Raw genomic sequence first — 20,446 nt, forward strand, 5'->3', positions numbered from 1 at the left:
AAGTCGAATATGAAGCATCTTCTTATCGGCGCGATGGCTGGCGCAATGACGCTTGCGGCAGCACAGGGAGCATGGGCGCAGGACAATGTCACCCTGCAGCTCAAATGGGTCACCCAGGGCCAGTTCGCGGGCTACTACGTCGCCCAGGCCAAGGGCTTTTATGACGAGGAAGGTCTGACCGTCGAAATCAAGCCGGGCGGCCCCGATATCGCCCCCGAACAGGTGATCGCCGGCGGTGGTGCCGATGTCATCACCACCTGGATGGCGGCGGGCCTGGCCGCGCGCGAACGCGGCGTGCCCCTGGTCAATATCGCCCAGCCGTTCAAGTCCTCGGGTCTTCTGCTCACCTGCCTCAAGGAAGCCGGCGTCGAAACCACCGCCGATTTCCCCGGCAAGACACTCGGCGTCTGGTTCTTCGGCAATGAATATCCGTTCTATGCCTGGATGGCCAAGCTGGGCCTGTCCACCGAGGGCGGGGCCGATGGCGTCGAAGTGCTGAAACAGGCCTTCAATGTCGATCCGTTGATCCAGAAGCAGGCCGCCTGCATTTCCACCATGACCTATAATGAATTCGGTCAGGTGCTGAAGGCCGGCATTACTCCAGAAGAGCTGACCGTCTTCAATTATCGCGATGAAGGCGTCGGCATGCTCGAAGACGGCCTCTATGTCATGGAAGACAAGCTGGCCGATCCCGCCTTTGTCGAGAAGATGACCAAATTCGTCCGCGCCTCGATGAAGGGCTGGGAATATGCCCGCGCCAATCCCGAGGAAGCCGCCCAGATCGTGCTTGATAACGACATGACTGGCGCCATGACCCTGGAAGACCAGGTCTATCAGGTCTCCGAGATCAACAAGCTGACTGAAGGCTCTACCGGCGCCTTGGACGAAGCTGCCTATCGCCAGACCGTCGACACGCTGCTCTCGGCGGTCTCGCCGGATAACCCGGCCATCACCAAGGAGCCCGAAGGCGCCTTCAGCCATGTGGTCACTGACGGCCTCTAAGGCGGTTCAAGCCAGGTTGACAGGATAAGGCGGGGGCAACCCCGCCTTTTTCTTTGTTCGGTTCGCGGTGACTTACTGGAACAAAACGCGCGCCCCGTCAGTTGTCCTGACCTAACCGTCAACAAACAAGGGCTCACCCCATGAACTCGATCATTTATCTCGTCGGCCTCGTCGTGATCGTCATGGCCATCCTGTCGTTCATCGGCCTCGCTTGAACTCGGGACGCACCCATTTACTGGAGAAAACGCCATGACCATTGACGCCCCGGCTGGAATAGCCGTCGTCGAGACGACATCATCCGCCCGTGACCAGTCCTCCTATGTCGACTGGCCGGCGGTGATTGCTGGCATCGTGCTGGCTTCCGCCATTTCCATCGTCCTGCTCAGCTTCGGCTCGGCTGTCGGGCTGAACTTCCTTGACTTCAACGCCCGCGAAGGCGCCTCGCCGATCTTTATCGGCATTGCCGCCGGCACCTGGCTGATCTGGGTTCTCGTCTCCAGCCTGATGGCGGGTGGCTATCTGACCGGTCGTCTGCGCCGTCGCAATTTCGACGCCACCGAAGACGAGAGCGATCTGCGCGACGGGGCTCATGGCCTTCTCGTCTGGGCCGGCTCGGCCGTGCTCGGCGCGGTGCTCGCCGTTGCCGGTGTCGGTGCAGTCGGCAATGCTGCGGGGCTCGCTGCCGCCACCGCGACGCAGGCCGCTTCCAACGGCGCCGAAGGCTCGCTCGATCCCAATGCCTATTTCGTCGATACGCTGTTCCGCTCGAGCCAGCCGGTCGATGCTGCGCTGGCCCGTGATGAAGCCGGTCGGATCTTTACAATGGCCGCCCTGGGTGACGGCACTGTCGCTGCCGAAGACCGCGCCTATCTGGCCAATGTGGTTGCCGCCAATACCGGCATTCCCCCCGAAGAGGCGACCGCCCGCGTCGATCAGGTGATCGCCAATGTCGAGGCTGCCCGCCAGAACGCTCTGGAGGCCGCCCGCATTGCCCGCAATACCGGCATCATCGCGGCGTTCCTGCTGGCCGCATCGCTGCTGATCGCTGCCATCGGTGCCTATTGGGCGGCCCAGAAGGGTGGCAATCACCGCGACAGCAACACCATGTTCGCCGACATCTTCCGTCGCTTCTAACCCAGCTAACGAAAGGACAAATCCATGTTTCGAGGTATTGGCCTGTGGCTGCTCGGCGTGCCGATCTGGTTGATCATCATCATCATTTTCTTCCTGAACTAGGAAGAATGACGGCGGGGCAAGTCCCCGCCGTTTCGCTGATCAGTTGAACACCCGCCTGGGCTGGAACTGGCCGAATTCGACCCAGCCCGTCGCCAGCACCTGTCCGCCGAAACTGGCCCAGGCATCGTCCAGCGTCACCGGCGCGCCCGCACCGGTCAGCAAGACCGAATTGCCATGGCGCACGGCGGCAGCCTGGGTCGGATTGAGCCGCAGTTCCGGCAGGCCGGCAAGGCTGTCGGCCACCGGGCGCAGCAGCGCATCGCGCGCTTCGCCTTCCACCGCTTCCAGCATCTCGATGGTGATCGACTGGGTATCGGTAAACGGGCCGACGGCGGCGCGATGCAGCATTGACACATGTCCCCGCGTGCCCAGCCGCTCGGCAATGTCGCGCGCCAGCGAACGCACATAGGTGCCCTTGCCGCAGGTCACTTCAAGGATTGTCGTCTCGCTGCCATGGCTGACCAGGCTGATTGCGTCGACGCGGATTTCGCGCGCTGCCAGTTCCACCGCTTCGCCGGCACGGGCCAGGTCGTAGGCGCGCTCGCCATCGATCTTGAGCGCTGAAAAAATCGGCGGCACCTGCGAGAACAGCCCGACAAATTCGGGCAAGACCGCTTCGAGTTCGGCCTGCGACGGGCGATGCTCGGAGGTCGCCACGACGCTGCCTTCGGTGTCGTCGGTGGTGGTGCTGCTGCCCCAGGCGATGGCAAAGCGGTAGATCTTGGTGCCGTCCTGCACATAGGGCACGGCCTTGGTGGCCTCCCCCAGGGCGATCGGCAGGATGCCGGTGGCCAGCGGGTCGAGCGTGCCGGCATGACCGGCCTTGGCGGCGCCAAACAGCCAGCGCACCTTGCCCACGGCCTGGGTCGAGGTCATGTCATAGGGCTTGTTGAGGATCACCCAACCCGAAATGGCGCGTTTGACGCGCTTGGGGGCGCTCAAGACTGGTTCTCGTCCCGATCTTGATTTTCATCGTCGTCTTGCAGATCGCGCGCCACCTTGTCCGAGCGCAGCAAGGCGTCGATGCGCGCCGCTTCCTCGAAGGTATCATCGACGAAGAACCGCAGTTCGGGGGCGAATTTCAGATTGAGCTGCGGCGCCACCTGTCCACGAATGAACTTGCGGTGGCGATTGAGCGCCGCGACGATTTCCTCGGCATGCTGGCCGCCCAATGGCATCACATAGGCATCGGCAATCTTGAGGTCATTGGTCATGCGCACTTCGGGCACGGTGATCACGGCGCCGCGCATCGCGTCGTCCTCGATATCGCCGCGCGCGAAAATACTTGCCAGGGCGTGGCGAACGAGTTCGCCGACGCGCAGCATGCGCTGGGTAGGCCCGGTGGACTTATGGTCTTTGCTCATTGGCTCGATCTAAGCGCTTGGGGCTTTTTCGTCAATCCACGCAGCTGCGCGGCGCGCGGTCAGGCGAGCGTATTGCGGCCCAGCCCATGGCGGCCATCGGGCAGCACCCGGTGCGGCGGCTGGTGTCCATCCATGAAGGTGCGGATATTGACGATCACCGTCTCGCCCATCTCGATCCGCGCTTCCAGCGTCGCCGACGCCATATGCGCTGTCAGCACCACCTTGTTGGCCTCGGCCAGCGCCAGCAGCCGTGCATTGATCCCGCTGCGGTTCTCGAATACGTCCAGCGCCGCCCCGCTCAGATGCCCGCGCTCGATTTCGGCGACCAGCGCATTCTCGTCGATCAGCTCGGGACGCGACACATTGACCACAAAGCTGCCCTGCTTCATCCGGCCCAACCGCTCGGCGCTCAGGATGTGATAGGTCTCGCGGGTATGGGGCGTATGCAACGAAACTATGTCGACGGCTTCGATCATCGCATCGAGGTCGGGCCAATAAGTGGCCTCAAGCGGTTCTTCCACCCCGGGCGGCCGTCGGTTGCGCGAGAAATAGTGAATGTTGAGGCCAAAGGCCTTGGCTCGTTGCGCCACGGCCGTGCCGATGCGGCCCATGCCGACAATGCCCAGGGCCTTGCCCCGCAGCCGCCGGCCCAGCATCGAGGTCGGCGACCAGCCGGCCCATTCCCCATCACGCACCAGCATCTGGGTGCCTTCGACCAGCCGGCGCGGCAGCGCCAGCATCAGCACCATGGCCATATCGGCGGTGTCTTCGGTCAGAACGCTGGGGGTATTGGTCACGGTCAGACCCGCCGCCCAGGCCGCTTCAACATCAATATTGTCGATGCCATTGCCAAACTGGGCGATCAGCCGCACCGATCTGGGCAGGCGGGCGATCAATCCGGCGTCGATCCTGTCGGTGATCGAGGAAACCAACACATCCTTGCCCTGCAGCCCCGCCACAATATCGTCACCGGTCAGCGCCACATCGGCTTCATTCACATCGGTTTCAAACAGCGTTCCCATGCGCGCCTCGATCGATTCGGGCAGGCGTCGGGTCACCAGAATTTTGGGTTTGGAGCTGGTCATGCGTTCCGGAATGAGGTGGGGCGGGCGCTTGCCGGACGCCCCTTTTCAGTGACCATTAAGGATCATCGCGTAGTGATAGGGCAATTCCGTTCCTTCTGCAAAGTCATGATTGACCATATCGGTGGCCTAGTGTTTGCCCCCTCCCGCCACAATCTGAGCCGCGCCATCACCCGCCTTGTCGCGGTATGCCTGGCCATGCTCACCATGGCCTTGTCCGTGCCAGCCTTTGCGCAGGCCAACAATCCCAGTGGATTACCGCTGCCGCGCTTCGCCTCGACCCGGTCGACGCCCATCAATGTGCGGGTCGGTCCCGGCACCAAATATGAAGTCGCCTGGGTCTATCTCAAGGCTGGCATGCCGGTCGAAATCGTCCAGGAATTCGATACCTGGCGCAAGATTCGCGATGTCGATGGCGACGAGGGCTGGGTCCACCAGAATCTCTTGTCCGGCAATCGCGTCGGTTATGTCACCCCACTGATGGCCAATGCCGAAATCGCGCTGCGCGCCAGGCAAAGCGACGACAGTGGCGAACGCGCCCGACTTGGCCCGGGCCTGCGCGTCGCCATCAAGGAATGCGACGGTTCCTGGTGCGAAGTCTCGGCCACCCACCAGCCCGAAGGCGGCCGCTCCTCCACCTATTCCGGCTACCTCCGCCAGGAGGAACTCTGGGGCGTCTATCCAAACGAGGAATTCGACTAGCTTTTGGCTGTGCCGCGTGCCGGTCCATGTCCTTTGTCTAGTTCCTGTGTTCCCCCAAACACGGCGCTGCCCACGGGCTTGCCCCGTGGGCCTCTCGCCGCCCACACCGTGTGAGAGCGACCCACGGGTCAAGCAACCGTGGGCAGCCCGGTGGGTGCACTTGCTGGGTCGCCCCAAAACACAAACTACCCAGCCAGCGCCGTCTCGGCATCGGCTTTTTGTCGCGCCAGCCGAACCGCGTCGCTCTGCTTGGGGCAGGAGGCACAGTAATAATCCGGCTCGATCAGGTAATCGAGACAGCACCCCTTGCGGGCAATGATCGGCGCCTGCCGACCGTCATGCAGGGTGATGAATTCCAGTTCCCCCTGACCGGTCAGCCCCATCGCCGCCAGCCAGCGGTTGGAATAGCCTGCGATCACGGCGGGCGAGAGGTCCGGCCGTTGCCGCGCCAGCCGCACCATGATCCCCAGCATCCGGTCGGTCAGCAGCCGCTTGGCTGGGATCGGCTTGAGCTTGACGAAGGCATTGACCTCGTCGAGCATCGCCTCGCTGAGCACCCGCAATTGCGCCCCGGCCGCATCAATCAAAGTCTCGACGTCGCCCTCGAGCTGCGGGCCGGGCTTCAGGCGATAGCCATCGACATGAACGCCCTCGACTTTTTGGCTGATAGCGCTGAGGTCGGGCAGGGCGCCGTGGTAATGCACCGCCGTCGCCGCCAGATAGGCCGGCTGCCAGACCAGATTGGTCCACATCCGCACCGCCCAGAACGGCTTGCCGGCCTGTGGATAGCGCAGCGCCAGCGCGTCATGTAGGCGCTGCAGCGCCGCCGCATTGTCGCGCCCCGGCGTATGCCATCCCGGCATCGGCCCGCCCTGCGCGCCTTTCAGAAACCCGGTGGTTTCTGCAGCCATGGCAATGAAGCGCATCAGCGCGGCATCGGGCTCGGGATCGAGCAATATATAGGATCGGGTACGCAACAGGCTGGTCCAGGTCAGGGCGGCGCAACCTATCGCGCCAAACCGGGGAGGGAAAGTCACCTTCTCGGCGACAGCAACTCCGCTGTGCGTTCCCGGGTTCAGGCCCTCGTAGTTTTCCCGAGAGAGTTGTTGAAGCCGTTCTAACCCTGATCGGGCAGACTGCCCCGTTCATAGCCTGGTTAGGGACGTGGTCATGGCCTCGGAAGCGCGCGAAGGGTGGCGCGATGTCAGCGGTACCGCTGCGGTCGAATTCGCCATCCTCACTCCTGTCTTCATCCTCATGCTGACCGGCATGCTGGCCTATGGCGTCTATTTCGGTGCCGCCCATTCCATCCAGCAATTGGCCGCCGATGCGGCGCGCGTCTCCGTGGCCGGGCTCGATGCCAGTGAGCGCAATCTCCTTGTCGATGCCTATCTCAAGGCCAGTGCCGGCGATTACCTGCTGATCGTCCCCGCCCAGCTCACCTACAGCATCGGCGATAAGCCTGGCGATCCCAGCCAATATCTGGTGACGCTGCGCTACAATGCCAGCCGGCTGCCGATCTGGGACCTTTATCCGCCGCTGCCGCTGCCCAGCACCACCATTACCTTCACCTCCACCATTCGCCGGGGCGGCCTATGAACCTCTGGCGGCGCTTTCTGGCCGATCGCAATGGCAATATGGCCATCCTGTTCGCGGCCGGGTTTTCGGTGTCGGTCATCGTCTCGGCCTTTGCGGTGGATGCGGCGTCGCTCTATCGCGAACGGCGCAGCCTGCAGAATGGCGTTGATCTGGCGGTACTGGCCGCCGCCCGCGATCCCACCAATGCTGCCACCGTCGCCCGCGCGGTGCTGGTCGAAAACCAGCTGATTGATCCGACCGTGACCCTGGCGGCACTCACTGCTGCCAGTGGTGACCTGCAGGTGCAGACCGGCACCTATCGGCCCGATCCGGCGCTGGCGCCCAGTGCCCGCTTTGTCGCCGGCGCCACCCCGGTCAATGCGGTGCGGGTGCATTTCCAGCGCCGCGGCATTCTCCACTTCGCGCGCGGCTGGAGCGAAGCGCCGATGATCGGCGCCATCGGCACTGCCACCGTCACGCCGCAGGTATCGTTTTCCATTGGCTCGCGCCTCGCCAGCCTCACCGACGGCATCGCCAATCGAGTGCTCAACAGTCTGCTCGGCACCAATATCGCGCTGACCGCGCTCGATTACCGCAATCTGCTCGATGCCAAGGTCGATGCCTTCGCCTTTCTCGATGCGCTGGCGCTCAGGATGGGGATCACCGCCGGCACCTATGCCGATCTGCTGCAGGCCAGGGCCGATCACGGCGAGATCGCCGCCGCCCTCGCAGCCGTGCTGACCGGCGCCGATCGCACCGCCGCCCAGGTCATCGCCAATGCTGCCGGCAACAATGGCGGCGTGCCGCTGTCAAAACTGTTCAATCTGGGCGATCTCGCCCAGCTGCGCATCGGCAGCGGCCAGGGCCAGGGGCTCTTCACACGCATATCGGCGCTGGAACTGCTCTCGGCCAGCGCCGGGCTCAGCGATGGCAATCGTCAGGTGGCGCTCGATCTCGGCGCCAGCCTGCCCGGCGTGCTCGGGCTGACGGCCGAGCTGGCGGTCGGTGAGCCGCCACAGGGCGGCAGCTGGTATGCTATCGGTCCCACCGGCACCGTAGTGCGCACTGCCCAGTTGCGGCTGCGCCTCAATGCCAGTGTCCTCGGCGGGGCGGCCCTGCTCGGCAATCTGGTGCACCTGCCGCTGTATATCGAGCTCGCCCATGCCGAAGGCATTGTCGGCAGCGCGACCTGTCCGTCACCCGGCCATCCGGCCGGCGCCGCCACCATTCTCACTCGCCCCGGCGCGGCACGGGTCATGGTCGGCGTGGTCAATGCCGCCAGCTTTGGCGATTTCAACACCCCGCCCCATGTCGGCCTCGCCACCCTGGTCGAGGTCAAGCTGCTCGGCCTGACCGTGCTCAAGGTGCTGGCCTCCTCACTCGTTGAGATCGCCCAGATCACTCCGGTGCCGCTGACCTTCTCCTCCGCCGAGATTGCCGCGGGCACCGTCAAGACGGCGCACACCTCGACCGTTGTCAGTTCGCTCAGCGGGTCCCTGCTCGGTAATCTCAAGCTGCAGGTGCCGGTGCTGGGGCTTGGCCTGTCGCTCGATGGTGTCGGCATCCTGCTCAAGGGCTTGCTGATGCCGATTACCCCGGCCCTCGATGGTGTCGTCGCCCAGCTGCTGCAAACCCTTGGTCTCAAGATCGGCGAGGCCGACGTTAGGGTCTATGGCGTTCGCTGCACCCAGCCCGTCCTCGTCGGCTAGATATATCCCCAGCGGCATTCGCCCCGGAGTCATTCCCGCGCAGAAATCTCCTTGCTCAAACATCCCACTTGACTCGAATGCGTAGTGTGCTACAAAACCAGCACACTACATAGGCGCCACACATGGATGACTTTCACACCAGCCAGCCGATCTTCGTGCAGATCCGGCAGCGGCTTATCGAAATGATCCTGCGCGGGTCGGTCGGGGAGGGCGATGCCCTGCCTTCGGTGCGCCAGATTGCGGCAGACCTCTCGGTCAATCCGCTGACGGTGACCAAGGCGTTTGAAGCTCTGGTCGATATCGGGGTCGTGGAAAAACGAAGGGGTTTGGGCATGTTCGTCAAGGCTGGAGCGCGAGCCGAACTGCTCGCCCATGAACGCGATAAATTTCTGACTGAGGAATGGCCCCGCATCCGGGCCCAGATCGCTGCGCTGCAGCTGGATCTGACGACACTTCTGCAAAAACCGGCAACACCGTCTCAGGGGCAAACCCAAAATGACTGACCTGACCTCCGCCGTGGAACCCATCGTCTCGGCCCGTGGCCTGCGCAAGAGCTTCGGCAAGAAGGAGATCCTGCACGGACTGGATTTCGACATTCCGCCCGGCCGCATCTACGGCATGATCGGCCACAATGGCGCCGGCAAGACCACCACGCTCAATGCCATGCTGGGCCTCACCAGCTGCCAGGGCACCATCCGCGTGCTCGGCGAAGACCCTTTTGCCCGCCGCGCTCATCTGATGGAAAACGTCGCCTTCATTTCCGACGTTGCCAGCCTGCCGCGGTTCCTGCGGGTCCGCGAGCTGTTCGCGCTGCTCGCAAATATCCACCCCAATTTCTCGCAGCAGAAGGCCCAGAGCTTTCTCGAGGGCACCGATATCCGCCCCGATGCCAAGATCAAGCAGCTTTCCAAGGGCATGATCGCCCAGCTGCATCTGGCCGTGGTCATGGCCATCGATGCCAAGCTGCTGGTGCTTGACGAGCCGACGCTCGGGCTCGACATCACCTATCGCAAGCGCTTCTACCGGCGCCTGCTCGAAGATTACATGACCGAGGAGCGCACCCTGATCATCACCACCCATCAGGTGGATGAGATCGAGTTCATGCTCTCCGACATCATGTTCATCCGCGATGGTGATCTGATCCTGCACATGCAGATGGAGACGGTGAACGACAAGTTCACCCAGCTGGTGGTCAATGATCCCGCCCATATGGAGGCCGCCCGCGCGCTGCACCCGGTGTTCGAGGAAACCCGCTTCGGCCAGACGGTGATGATCTTTGAGGGCGTTGACCGCGCCCAGCTCGAGCCGTTCGGTCGGCTCTCCACGCCTACCCTGTCCGATCTCTTCGTCGCGCTGATGCAGCGTCCAACTGCCAATCCGGAGCCGGCTCGATGAAAGCCTTTCTTGCTTTGATCCGTCGCGAGTTCATCGAACATCGCGGCGCTTTTCTGATCGCGCCTGCCGTGCTGGTGGCGCTGGGGCTGGGTGTGGCTATCCTGGCCTTCACCGTCGGCAAGGCCGATTTCCGCGCCTCGGGGCAATTGGCCACCTTCACCCCCAGCATTGTCTTTGAGGTCGGCTTTCTCGGCTTTTCCTTCGGTTGGGCGCTCTACCTGATCGCCGCCCTGTTCTTCTACTGCGCCGATGGCTTTGCCGCCGACAAGCGCAACAATGCCATGCTGTTCTGGAAGTCGATGCCGGTCAGCGATTTCAAGGTGCTGCTGTCCAAGCTGGTCGCGGCGCTGACCATATTCCCGGCCAGCATCTTTCTTGCTGCTCTGATCAGCGGTGGCCTGCTCAGCGCCGTGGTGCTGGCTGCCGCCTTGCTGGGTGGCGGGCAGGGCTGGGCCAGCGTTGCCTTCGATGCCGGCATGCCGGCGCGCGTGCTGCTCAGTTACGTCAATGTCGCCGGCGCTACCTTGCTGGCGTTTGCGCTGGGCCTGCTCTGGTATATGCCGTTCATGGCTCTGGTCGGGGCGTTCGGCGCGGTGGTCGGCCGCTGGGCCATTCCGCTGACCCTCTTGCTGCCGACTTTGATCTCGGTGCTGCAATGGGCGATTTTCGGGGGAAGCCTGCATCCCTTCATTTCGTCGAGCTGGCAGTTCTTCGAATACCGCACCGCTTTCCCACTGGTCGATGGCTACATCAGCAATTGGTTCGGCAGCGGCCTGCCGTTCGACTTCACCGCCTTCGCTACCGATCTGCTGGCCCGGGTGGATTGGATGCAGATGGGTATCGGCATCGTCTTCTCCATCGGCGTGATTTATCTCGCCAGCGAGTATCGCCGCCGCAGCAACGACAATTGACCCCGCTGCCGGCCTGATCAATGCTCCAGCCGCCGCGCCCCCAGCGCGGCGGTTTGGTTTTGGAGCTGGTATGCAGGCCCTTCTCGTTCTCGCCCATCCGCTGCGCGACAGCCTCTGCGCCCATCTGGCCGGGGTCACCGCCACGGCGCTGCAGCAACGCGGCGCCAGCGTTGATGTGCTGGATCTCTACGCCGAAGGTTTCGATCCGCTCCTCAGTGCCAGCGAGCGCACCAATCATTACGGCACGCCGGCGCCGACGCCCGATATCATCGCGCAACAGGCGCGCCTCGCCGCCGCCGATGTTCTGGTGCTGGTGTTTCCCACCTGGTGGTTTGCGGTGCCGGCCATTCTCAAGGGCTGGTTCGATCGCGTCTGGGCACCCGGCTTTGCCTATGACCACGGCACGCCGATTACCCCGCGCCTGACCCGGCTCAAATCCTGCCTCGTGGTAACGACGCTCGGCTCGCCCTGGTGGATCGACCGTCTGGTCATGCGCCGCCCGGTCCGCACCATGCTCAAATCGGCATTGCTTGGTGCCTGCGCCCCGCAGGCGCGTTTTCAGATGCTATCGCTGCATGGCGCCGAGGCGGTCGATGCCGATCAACTAGCCCGCTTTGAGACCCGGTTGGCCAATGCCATTGCCCGGCTCTGATCTCTGCGTCGCCACGTCATCAGCGCAGTAGATGCCATAAAGCGTTGTCAGCACCTGCTGCACAGCGTCCGAGGCCAGCGCGTAATAGACCTGCTGGCCCTCGCGCCGCGTCTTGACGAAATTCCACGCCCGCAGCTTGGACAGGTGCTGGGATAGCGGCGACTGGCCGAGGCCGATCCGCTCTTCCAGCTCGCCGACATTCATCTCGCCATCGAGCAGGTTGCACAGGATCAGCAGGCGCTTCGGATTGGCCATGGCCGTGAGTAGGCGCGAGGCCTCTTCCGCATTGGCTTCGAGCCGTTCGATTTTCATGTTGACCATATTAGAAATTTCTAATATTAGAATGAGCGTTGATCCAATTACCACCGGCCTGTGCCCAAATTCAAGGAATTTCTGATGTCCCTCCCTGCCGCCAGCGGTCTGCTATGACGGCCATTCTCTTGCTTTCTGTTCTTGGCGGTGCCCTTATCGGGCTCTCGGCCGTGTTGTTGATGGCATTTCACGGTCGCATTGTCGGCATTTCCGGCATTCTGGCCGGCGTGCTGCCGCCCGTCTCTGCCGATTGGGGCTGGCGCGCCGCCTTTCTCGTCGGGGCCATTGCCGCCCCGGCCCTGCTGCTGATGCTGGGCGGTCCGGCTGTCGGCTTTGAGAGTCCCGTGCCAACCTCCTGGATTGTTATCGGCGGCCTGCTCGTCGGCATCGGCACCTATCTGGGGTCGGGCTGCACGTCAGGGCATGGTGTCTGCGGCATTGCCCGCCTGTCGCCCCGCTCGCTCCTCGCCACCGCCACCTTCATGGCGGCTGCCGTGCTCACCGTTTATGTCATTCGCCACCTGGTATTCCCATCATGAAGTCCATTCTGCTTGCCGGCCTGACCGGACTGGTTTTCGGCACCGGCATTGTGCTGTCCGGCATGGCCAACCCAGCTGTCGTGCTCGGTTTCTTCGACGTCGCCGGCGCCTGGGACCCGTCGCTGGCCTTTGTCATGGCCAGTGCCTTGCTGGTAACCGCCATCGGCTACCGCGTTGTGCTGCGCCGCCCCGCGCCGGTGCTGGATACGCGCTTCCACCTGCCTGCCAAACGCAAGGTCGATCGCTCGCTATTCGCCGGGGCGGCCATTTTTGGCGTAGGCTGGGGCATTGCAGGCTTCTGCCCTGGCGGCGCCATTCCGGCGCTCGGGCTTGGCGAAAGCTCTGCCTGGATCTTCGTTGCTTCGATGCTGGCTGGCATTGCCATCGCTCGGATGGCTCGGCGGTCACTCGCCGCCGCCCGGCCGCAAACTGCCTGAAAGGAAACACACCATGGTTACACTTCCCTTCACCCCGGATCTGTCGATCAAACCTGAGGTCACGGCATTTTTCGACGAACCGACCAACACCATTTCCTATGTGGTCAAGGATCCCCAATCCAACGCATGCGCGGTAATCGATTCAGTAATGGACATCGACTATGCCGCCGGCCGCATTGCCTATGAGGGTGCCGACCGCATCATCGCCTATATCGAGGAGCATCAGCTCAAGCTCGAATGGCTGATCGAAACCCATGTCCATGCCGATCACCTGTCCGCCGCGCCCTATATCCAGAGCAAGCTGGGCGGCAAGCTCGGCATTGGTGAAAACATCAAGCTGGTGCAGGAAACATTCGGCAAGATCTTCAATGAGGGCACCGAGTTCCAGCGCGATGGCAGCCAGTTCGATCGTCTGTTCACCGATGGCGACAGTTACGAGATCGGCGGGCTTGTCGCCCATGTCATGCACACGCCCGGCCATACCCCGGCCTGCATGACCCATGTGATTGGCGATGCCGCCTTCGTCGGCGATACTCTGTTCATGCCCGATGGTGGCTCGGCCCGCGCCGATTTCCCCGGCGGCGATGCGCGCACCCTCTATCGCTCGATCCAGCGGGTTCTTTCGCTGCCGGGCGAGATGCGCCTGTTCATGTGCCACGATTACGGTCCCAATGGCCGTGACATTCAGTGGCAAACCACGGTGGCCGATGAAATCGAACACAATATTCATGTCGGCCGTGGCGCCGATGAGGACAGTTTCGTTGCCATGCGCGAAGCCCGCGACGCCACGCTCGCCATGCCCCGGCTGATTATTCCCTCGCTGCAGGTCAATATGCGCGCCGGCAAACTTCCGCCCAAGGATGATGACGGCAAGGTCTTCCTCAAAGTGCCGATCAACGGCCTCTGATCCCCCATTGCAAAGAAAGCACCAAAATGACCATTCGCCAGATTGATAACAATTTTGCCGTAACCGGCCAGATCCGGGCCGACCAAGTCCCCGAACTCGCCGCCGCCGGCTATGCAGCCATTCTATGCGCTCGCCCCGACAATGAGGATCCGGGCCAGCCGAGCTTCGCCGAGATCGCACTTGCCGCCGAACAGGCTGGCCTTTCCGTCGTCCATATCCCGATCTCAGGCCCCGCCACGCCCGAGCAGATCGCTCGGTTCCAGGCGGCAATGGCAGATTTGCCCGGCCCGGTGCTGGGCTATTGCCGCTCCGGCGGCCGTGCCGCCAACCTTTACGCGACCCTGGCCAAGTAAGAACCGATGCACCTCAAGACCTTCTTCCCGATCCTGGAATGGGGCGCGCGCTATAATCGCCGCACGCTGACCAGCGATCTCATCGCTGCTGTTATCGTCACCATCATGCTGATCCCGCAGTCGCTCGCTTATGCGCTGCTGGCGGGGCTGCCGCCCGAAGTTGGTCTTTATGCCTCGGTCCTGCCCTTGGTCGCCTATGCCATCTTTGGCACATCGACGGCCCTGGCCGTTGGCCCGGTCGCGGTCATTTCGCTGATGACCGCGGCCGCCATCGGTCGCGTCGCCGTCGAGGGATCGGCCGACTATGCCAGCGCCGCCATCGTGCTGGCACTGCTATCGGGCGTCATGCTCACCCTCATGGGCCTGTTGCGGCTTGGCTTCATCGCCAACTTCCTGTCCCATCCGGTCATTTCCGGCTTCATCACCGCCTCGGGCCTGATCATTGCCACCAGCCAGGTCGGGGGGCTGCTCGGCATCCGCACCGAGGGCCACGCCATGCCCGAGCTGATCATGTCCATCGTCGCCAATATCGGCGCCATCAACATGGACACCGTCGCTGTCAGCGTCGTCGCGCTGGCCCTGCTGTTATGGATCCGGCTGGACCTGCGCAATTGGCTGGCCCGCTTCGGCGTTGCCAAAGGCCTCGCCAATATCATCGTCCGCACTGGCCCGGTCTTCGTGGTCTTCCTGACCATGGCCTGGTCGGGACTGGCGAACCTTAGCTCCAAGGGCGTGGCGCTGGTCGGCGAGGTGCCGCAGGGGCTGCCGCTTCTCTCGCTGCCCAGCTTCAATCTCGATACGGTCCAGGCCTTGCTGGTGCCGGCGCTGATCATCTCGGTGGTTGGGTTCGTTGAGTCGATCTCGGTCGCTCAGACCTTTGCCGCCAAACGCCGCGAACGCATCGATCCCAATCGTGAACTGGTCGGGCTCGGCGCCGCCAATATCGCCGCCGGCCTCGGTGGCGGCTATCCCGTTACCGGTGGCTTTGCCCGCTCCGTAGTCAATTTCGATGCCGGCGCCTCCACCCCTGCCGCCGGCGCCTTCACCGCCATCGGCATTGCCGGCGCCACCCTGCTCCTGACCCCGTTCCTGGCGCTGCTGCCCAAGGCAACCCTGGCCGCCACCATTGTCATCGCCGTGCTGACACTCGTGGACTTTTCCATCCTGAAGCGCAGCTGGGCCTATTCCCGTGCCGATTTCGCCGCAGTCGCCTTCACCCTGGCCGGCACGCTGCTGCTCGGTGTCGAGGTTGGCATTTCGCTCGGCGTGGGCGCCTCGATCCTGATCTTTCTCTATCGCTCGTCGCAGCCCCATGCCGCCATTGTCGGCCAGGTGCCGGGTACCGAGCATTACCGCAACGTCAAGCGCCACAAGGTCGAGACCCAGCCCGGTACGCTCTCGATCCGCGTCGATGAAAGCCTCTATTTTGCCAATGCGCGCTATCTGGAAGATTTCGTGCTGAGCCAGGTCGCAGCCGATCCCAGCATCAAGCATGTCGTGCTGCTCTGCTCGGCGGTCAACGCCATCGACCTGTCGGCGCTGGAAAGCCTTGAGACCATCCACCGCCAGCTGGGCGACCAGGGCGTGCGGCTGCACTTGTCGGAGGTCAAGGGCCCGGTCATGGATCGGTTGGCCGGCACCGACTTTCTGGCCCATCTGTCGGGTGGCGTGCATCTGAGCCAGCATCAGGCCATCCGGGCAATTGCCGACGCGCCCGAGGCCGCACCGATCCCCCGCGCCGTTTAAGGCGCGGGGATTCGGCGCATTCAGGCCGTTGCCGCGTCCCAGCGTTCGCTGGCGGCGATCAATGCGTCGATATCGCTGGCGCAGACCGTCGGACGCAGTGCGTCGAACTTTTCCACCGGCCAATCATAAATATTGAGCGCGAGCAGCTTGGCAATCGTCGCCTCGTCAAAACGCGCGCGCACCAGCTTGGCCGCATTGCCGGCGACTATGGTGTATGGTGCCACATCCTTGGTGACGATTGCGCCCGAGGCGACGACTGCGCCTTCGCCGATGGTAATCCCCGGCATGATTACCGCGCGCATCCCCAGCCAAGCGCCATCGCCAATGCGCGTATCGCCCTTGCCCTCATAGGCCTCGGCGATGACATCGCCAAACGGATAGAGGCTGAACCATTCGGTGCGGTGGGTATTGTTGCCACCCATCAGGATGATGGCTTCGGCGCCGATGCAGACATAGTCGCCGATATGCAGCTGGTCGATCGGCCATTGCGGCGTCCAGGCATTGCGGCTGAATTCGTCGCCATAGTGATAGCGCACCACGCTGTCTTCGAAGCTGCCCGTCCAGGCATGGCTGTAATAGCTATGGGTACCGCGCAGGTGAATATTCGGATTGGTGACCGTTTGATGCAGGTACTCGACCTGCGACCAGTGTTTTTGCATGCCGCGTCTCGCTTCTTGAAGTCTGCTCGCCATCGGGGCGTATCAGCTGTCCAGTGGGTGCTGCCTGCCTAACCAGGACCAGCCGCACGGACAAGGCGACGCAGGCGCGCACCGCCAGAGAGCGGGCAAGGCTGGCAGGATCAGTTGCGCCGATAGAGCAGCGTCGTCAGCACATTGCCGCCCTCTTCCACCCGCCACACCTTGGCACGCAGCGTCGTCACGTCGCCGATCGGGCTGAGACTTTCGGCCAGCAGGCGCGCTGCGGCGCTGAGTGCGCTATTGGCGGAAATGCGATGCGCGCCGTCCTGGGCCACCGCATTGCCATGCTTGCCCCGCTCATAGACTTCCACCGTGTACTCGTGGGTCTCTCGCACGCCGTCATCCTTGCCGCTTACCATTGCGGTTGTTCCCCAATGAGGCGCGCCGCGCGCCGCGAGGGCGCGGTGTTGTCTGCAGATGTCATGGGAAGTCTCCTTGGGTGCCAACCATGCGCCTTCTGGCCGGTGAAGTACATCGGGGCGCTACCGTCCCGATGGCGCCGAGCGCTGGAACAATTCCTGGATCTTCAGCAGGGCGACCAGATGCGTATTCTCCGCCGTCCTGGGGTCGCGGCATTTGACATCGGTGACAATGGTGAAGCGCACGCCATTGCGCTCCCCGCTCGCCGAAAAACTCAGGCGCTGCCGGGCGGGTGAATATCGCGCGCGTGTGACCGTGAAGTGCATTTCGTCCTGAGCGCTCCGATCCCTATGGATTTGCGAACCTGAACGTGTCGTTCCGCAGAGACCAGATCAAGCTGCCCGCCCGCCCGCTCCGCATCAAGCGGAATCCGCCGGCTGACGCCGCCGGCCCGTCCTTTCATGACCGGCCGCCATCGCCGGCCCCGCCCGGACTGGCTACCCTGTCCAATCCGGCCAGCATTCTGCTATAAGGGTTGGCAGTGCGATAATAATGGAGCCTGGACCTGACCCGCTCTTGCCGAATTCCTGACAGGATCGAACAATGACTGCCGCAAATTGCCTGTTATCCAGCAATGTGACGGTCGGGCTTTCAGCGCGCACCAAGGAAGAATTGCTGCAGAAGCTATCGACCCGCGCGGCCCGCGCCACCGGGATCGATGAAAACCTGGTGCTCGCGGCCCTCAATGGTCGGGAACAATTGGGCTCCACGGGAGTCGGCCGGGGGATCGCCATCCCCCATGCGCCCGTGCCGGGTATTGCGGCCCCCTTCGCCTTCCTTGCCACGCTCGATCAGCCTGTTGATTACGACGCGATCGATGACGAGCCGGTCGATATTGTCTTTCTGGTCCTCAGCCCCATGGGCGATGCGTCTTCGGCATTGAAGGTACTGTCCTTCGCCGCCCGCTCGCTGCGCAGCGAGGAGACCCTCCACAAGGTCCGCGCCGCCCGCGACGAAGCAGAGTTGTTCAACGCCGTTCAGATGCTGAGCGCCTAGTCAGCTGCTCGCTCTGCCGCCGCCATCGGCGCCGCGCGCGCTTGCCGGGGGCCGGGGGCGCAAACAACCATGACCCGCCCCACTGGCTGCGACCTCTTGTCCATTCTGTCACCATCCGCATGGCCGTTGTCGTATTCTTAACCAAGATGCGCCAAGCCTAACCCATTGATATCACAAGGCTAACGTTTTGCCCTTGCAGGGGGGATGCACTCAATATGCGTTCTCTGCGATGGCCGATCCAGGTCTTTCGGCAACGCTCAGGGCCTGCGGGTCCGTATCCACACTAGAGTCTATAATGCTTAAGTTCGTCACCGGCAGCATCGCGCGCCGAATGTCTTTCCTGCTGGTTATGTTCGTCGTCGGTTTCGTCGGGCTGGTCAGTTTTCAACTGAACAACATCCATTCCAACCTGATCGCTCTCAAGAAAACCGAGATCCAGAGCGTCATCGAGACTGCCGTAAGCATGCTCGATAGTTATCAGGCGCGCGTCGAGTCTGGTGAGCTCACCCTTGCCGAGGCCCAGGCGCAGGCCAAGGTCGGTCTCGGCGCCATGCGCTATTCCAAGGAAGACTACGTCTTTGCCGTCACCCATGATTACGTCATGCTGGTGAACACCAATCCCGATGTGGTCAACACCAACATGCGCGACCGCGTCGATTCGACCGGCAAGCGCTTCATCGAGGAATATACCGACGGCGCCCGCACCATGGGCTCGATTTTCACGACCTTCCTGTTCAGCGGCGCCAATGCCGATGAGGAAATCGAGAAGCTGACCTATGTGCAGAATTTCGCCCCCTGGTCCTGGGCCATCGGCACCGGCGTGCTGAAGACCGATATCGACGCGATCTACAAGGAAAACGCCCTCACCAGCGGCGGCATCGCGCTGGCCATCATTGCCGTTCTGATGGCGATGGGCTGGCTTCTGGTCCGCAGCCTGACCAGGCCGATCAATGCGCTGAATGCCCAGATGGTCAAGATTTCCGATGGCAAGCTCGACACTGTCGTCACCGGCACCAACCGCGCCGACGAACTGGGCACCATGGCCCGCGCCGTCGAAGTGTTCCGTGAAAACGGCAAGAAGGTCGCCGAAATGACCGAGGCGGACGCCGCGCGCATCATCAGCGACCGCGATGCTCGCAGCCAGATGATGGGCGACCTCCAGCTCGCCTTCGGCGAAGTCGTTGACGCCGCCATCGCCGGTGATTTCTCCAAGCGCGTCAGCGCCGAATTCCCCGATCCCGAGCTCAATGCGCTGGCCGGCTCGGTCAACAATCTGGTCCAGACCGTCGACAATGGCCTGGATGAAACCAGCCAGGTGCTGGGTGCGCTCGCCAATACCGATCTGACCCGCCGCATGGAAGGCCAGTATCAGGGCGCGTTCGCGACCCTCAAGTCCGACATCAACGCCGTGGCCGACAAGCTGACCGAAGTCGTCGGCCAGCTGCGCCAGACCTCGGGCGCGCTCAAGACCGCCACCAACGAGATTCTGGCGGGTGCCAATGACCTGTCCGAGCGCACCACCAAGCAGGCCGCAACGATCGAGGAAACCTCGGCCGCCATGGAGCAGCTGGCGGTGACCGTGGTCGACAATGCCGCCAAGGCCGACGAGGCCTCGCGCAAGGCCAATGCGGTGTCCCAGTCTGCCGAAGAGGGTGGCCAGGTCATGCACAAGGCCAATGATGCCATGGAGCGGATCACCACCTCGTCGTCCAAGATCTCCAACATTATCGGCATGATCGACGACATCGCCTTCCAGACCAATCTGCTGGCGCTCAACGCCTCGGTCGAAGCGGCGCGCGCCGGTGAAGCCGGCAAGGGCTTTGCGGTTGTCGCCGTCGAAGTGCGCCGCCTGGCCCAGTCGTCGGCGGAAGCATCGAGCGAAGTGAAGGTGCTGATCGAGCAGAGCGCCATCGAGGTCAATGCCGGCACCAAGCTGGTCGCCGAAGCCTCGGGCAAGCTGGCCGTGATGCTCGAATCCGTTCGTGCCACCAACGTGCTGATGGACGGCATTGCCAGGGACAGCCGCGTCCAGGCCTCGGCCATCGAAGAGGTCAATGTGGCCGTGCGCCAGATGGACGAGATGACCCAGCACAACGCTGCTCTGGTCGAGGAAATCAATGCCTCGATCGAACAGACCGAAGCGCAGGCCATCGAGCTCGATCGCGTGGTCGAGGTCTTCACTATCGATGATCGCCGCATGCGCCAGGAACGCCGGCCCGAACCCAGCCGGGCCGAGGTCAAGGGCGAGGCTCTGCGCGGCCTGCAAAAGGTCAAGGCCGCCGCAGCCTCCTATCTCAGCCGCGGCAATACCGCTCTAAAGGATGACTGGTCCGAATTCTAGGGCGACACCAAGCCAAGCAAAAAGGCGCCGAAAGGCGCCTTTTCGTATTCTGGATACAGGTGGAGC

At 63.0% G+C, this 20,446-nt stretch carries 24 protein-coding genes; 16 read left to right on the top strand and 8 right to left on the bottom strand.

Annotated features, from left to right (window positions below; all coding sequences use genetic code 11):
- The first annotated feature begins 9 nt into the window (after positions 1-9).
- Both BUA69_RS16770 and BUA69_RS16775 read left to right on the top strand, forming a co-directional pair.
- Entirely contained in the window at positions 10-1,002 is a 993-nt protein-coding gene (locus BUA69_RS16770; RefSeq protein ID WP_046137049.1) for an ABC transporter substrate-binding protein, read from the top strand.
- A gap of 249 nt (positions 1,003-1,251) precedes the next feature.
- Complete coding sequence (locus BUA69_RS16775; protein WP_046137048.1) at positions 1,252-2,136, top strand: hypothetical protein; 885 nt, start codon at positions 1,252-1,254, stop codon at positions 2,134-2,136.
- A 141-nt stretch (positions 2,137-2,277) separates the two neighbouring features.
- Here the strand turns inward: BUA69_RS16775 and truB are convergent, their stop codons facing one another.
- From truB to BUA69_RS16790, 3 genes are read right to left on the bottom strand one after another with little or no spacing between them, the layout of a single operon-like run.
- The gene (gene truB / locus BUA69_RS16780) at positions 2,278-3,180 is read right to left on the bottom strand and encodes a tRNA pseudouridine(55) synthase TruB (RefSeq protein WP_046137047.1); all 903 of its coding nucleotides are present in this window, start codon (positions 3,178-3,180) and stop codon (positions 2,278-2,280) included.
- A complete protein-coding gene (rbfA, locus tag BUA69_RS16785) occupies positions 3,177-3,602 on the bottom strand; it encodes a 30S ribosome-binding factor RbfA (RefSeq protein WP_046137046.1) in 426 nt (141 codons plus the stop codon). The genes truB and rbfA overlap by 4 nt, the downstream gene beginning before the upstream one ends.
- 59 nt (positions 3,603-3,661) lie before the next feature.
- Positions 3,662-4,687 carry a 2-hydroxyacid dehydrogenase gene (locus tag BUA69_RS16790; RefSeq protein WP_046137045.1) on the bottom strand — a complete coding sequence of 342 codons (1,026 nt, stop codon included), beginning with the start codon at positions 4,685-4,687 and terminating at the stop codon, positions 3,662-3,664.
- A 105-nt stretch (positions 4,688-4,792) separates the two neighbouring features.
- On the opposite strand from BUA69_RS16790, the gene BUA69_RS16795 reads away from it, so the two are divergent.
- Positions 4,793-5,386, top strand: a complete 594-nt coding sequence (locus BUA69_RS16795) for an SH3 domain-containing protein (RefSeq protein WP_046137044.1) — start codon at positions 4,793-4,795, stop codon at positions 5,384-5,386.
- A gap of 185 nt (positions 5,387-5,571) precedes the next feature.
- Here BUA69_RS16795 and BUA69_RS16800 read toward each other — a convergent pair whose 3' ends face one another.
- Positions 5,572-6,363: a siderophore ferric iron reductase gene (locus tag BUA69_RS16800; protein ID WP_143154560.1), complete on the bottom strand. Its 792-nt coding sequence runs from the start codon at positions 6,361-6,363 to the stop codon at positions 5,572-5,574.
- A gap of 193 nt (positions 6,364-6,556) precedes the next feature.
- On the opposite strand from BUA69_RS16800, the gene BUA69_RS16805 reads away from it, so the two are divergent.
- The 6 genes from BUA69_RS16805 (at position 6,557) to BUA69_RS16830 (ending at position 11,631) form a co-directional block, all read left to right on the top strand.
- Entirely contained in the window at positions 6,557-6,985 is a 429-nt protein-coding gene (locus tag BUA69_RS16805) for a TadE/TadG family type IV pilus assembly protein (RefSeq protein ID WP_046137042.1), read from the top strand.
- Complete coding sequence (locus BUA69_RS16810; protein WP_046137041.1) at positions 6,982-8,673, top strand: pilus assembly protein TadG-related protein; 1,692 nt, start codon at positions 6,982-6,984, stop codon at positions 8,671-8,673. Before BUA69_RS16805 ends, BUA69_RS16810 begins: the two co-directional genes overlap by 4 nt.
- Before the next feature lie 122 nt (positions 8,674-8,795).
- Positions 8,796-9,176: a GntR family transcriptional regulator gene (locus BUA69_RS16815; protein WP_046137040.1), complete on the top strand. Its 381-nt coding sequence runs from the start codon at positions 8,796-8,798 to the stop codon at positions 9,174-9,176.
- Complete coding sequence (locus tag BUA69_RS16820; RefSeq protein ID WP_046137039.1) at positions 9,169-10,068, top strand: ABC transporter ATP-binding protein; 900 nt, start codon at positions 9,169-9,171, stop codon at positions 10,066-10,068. The genes BUA69_RS16815 and BUA69_RS16820 overlap by 8 nt, the downstream gene beginning before the upstream one ends.
- Positions 10,065-10,979 (top strand): hypothetical protein, encoded by a 915-nt coding sequence (locus BUA69_RS16825; protein ID WP_046137038.1) that lies wholly within the window; start codon positions 10,065-10,067, stop codon positions 10,977-10,979. Before BUA69_RS16820 ends, BUA69_RS16825 begins: the two co-directional genes overlap by 4 nt.
- Positions 10,980-11,049: 70 nt before the next feature.
- On the top strand, positions 11,050-11,631 hold the full coding sequence (locus BUA69_RS16830; RefSeq protein WP_046137037.1) for an NAD(P)H-dependent oxidoreductase: 582 nt from the start codon (positions 11,050-11,052) through the stop codon (positions 11,629-11,631).
- Here the strand turns inward: BUA69_RS16830 and BUA69_RS16835 are convergent.
- Positions 11,584-11,952 carry an ArsR/SmtB family transcription factor gene (locus BUA69_RS16835; RefSeq protein WP_046137036.1) on the bottom strand — a complete coding sequence of 123 codons (369 nt, stop codon included), beginning with the start codon at positions 11,950-11,952 and terminating at the stop codon, positions 11,584-11,586. The two genes, BUA69_RS16830 and BUA69_RS16835, sit on opposite strands and share 48 nt — an antisense overlap.
- A gap of 104 nt (positions 11,953-12,056) precedes the next feature.
- Here BUA69_RS16835 and BUA69_RS16840 point away from each other — a divergent pair, with 104 nt between their 5' ends.
- From BUA69_RS16840 to BUA69_RS16860, 5 genes are read left to right on the top strand one after another with little or no spacing between them, the layout of a single operon-like run.
- Complete coding sequence (locus BUA69_RS16840; RefSeq protein WP_046137035.1) at positions 12,057-12,482, top strand: YeeE/YedE family protein; 426 nt, start codon at positions 12,057-12,059, stop codon at positions 12,480-12,482.
- Positions 12,479-12,919 (top strand): DUF6691 family protein, encoded by a 441-nt coding sequence (locus BUA69_RS16845; RefSeq protein ID WP_046137034.1) that lies wholly within the window; start codon positions 12,479-12,481, stop codon positions 12,917-12,919. The genes BUA69_RS16840 and BUA69_RS16845 overlap by 4 nt, the downstream gene beginning before the upstream one ends.
- A gap of 13 nt (positions 12,920-12,932) precedes the next feature.
- Entirely contained in the window at positions 12,933-13,826 is an 894-nt protein-coding gene (locus BUA69_RS16850) for an MBL fold metallo-hydrolase (RefSeq protein ID WP_046137033.1), read from the top strand.
- Positions 13,827-13,852: 26 nt separating this feature from the next.
- Positions 13,853-14,179, top strand: coding sequence for a protein tyrosine phosphatase family protein (locus BUA69_RS16855; RefSeq protein ID WP_046137032.1), 327 nt, complete (start codon positions 13,853-13,855; stop codon positions 14,177-14,179).
- Between the two features lie 6 nt (positions 14,180-14,185).
- Positions 14,186-15,925: a SulP family inorganic anion transporter gene (locus tag BUA69_RS16860; protein ID WP_046137031.1), complete on the top strand. Its 1,740-nt coding sequence runs from the start codon at positions 14,186-14,188 to the stop codon at positions 15,923-15,925.
- Between the two features lie 20 nt (positions 15,926-15,945).
- On the opposite strand, the gene BUA69_RS16865 is transcribed toward BUA69_RS16860, so the two are convergent.
- From BUA69_RS16865 to BUA69_RS21080, 3 genes are all read right to left on the bottom strand, one after another.
- The gene (locus BUA69_RS16865; protein ID WP_046137030.1) at positions 15,946-16,584 is read right to left on the bottom strand and encodes a CatB-related O-acetyltransferase; all 639 of its coding nucleotides are present in this window, start codon (positions 16,582-16,584) and stop codon (positions 15,946-15,948) included.
- Between the two features lie 140 nt (positions 16,585-16,724).
- Positions 16,725-16,982 (bottom strand): hypothetical protein, encoded by a 258-nt coding sequence (locus BUA69_RS16870; protein ID WP_046137029.1) that lies wholly within the window; start codon positions 16,980-16,982, stop codon positions 16,725-16,727.
- A gap of 123 nt (positions 16,983-17,105) precedes the next feature.
- Positions 17,106-17,309 (bottom strand): hypothetical protein, encoded by a 204-nt coding sequence (locus BUA69_RS21080; RefSeq protein WP_046137028.1) that lies wholly within the window; start codon positions 17,307-17,309, stop codon positions 17,106-17,108.
- A 277-nt stretch (positions 17,310-17,586) separates the two neighbouring features.
- Between BUA69_RS21080 and BUA69_RS16880 the strand changes: the two genes are divergently transcribed.
- Both BUA69_RS16880 and BUA69_RS16885 read left to right on the top strand, forming a co-directional pair.
- Positions 17,587-18,039, top strand: a complete 453-nt coding sequence (locus BUA69_RS16880; protein WP_046137027.1) for a PTS sugar transporter subunit IIA — start codon at positions 17,587-17,589, stop codon at positions 18,037-18,039.
- Positions 18,040-18,334: 295 nt separating this feature from the next.
- Complete coding sequence (locus BUA69_RS16885; protein ID WP_052950778.1) at positions 18,335-20,380, top strand: methyl-accepting chemotaxis protein; 2,046 nt, start codon at positions 18,335-18,337, stop codon at positions 20,378-20,380.
- Positions 20,381-20,446 lie beyond the last annotated feature (66 nt).

It is taken from the genome of Devosia limi DSM 17137, assembly GCF_900128975.1.
GTDB classification, from domain to species: domain Bacteria; phylum Pseudomonadota; class Alphaproteobacteria; order Rhizobiales; family Devosiaceae; genus Devosia; species Devosia limi.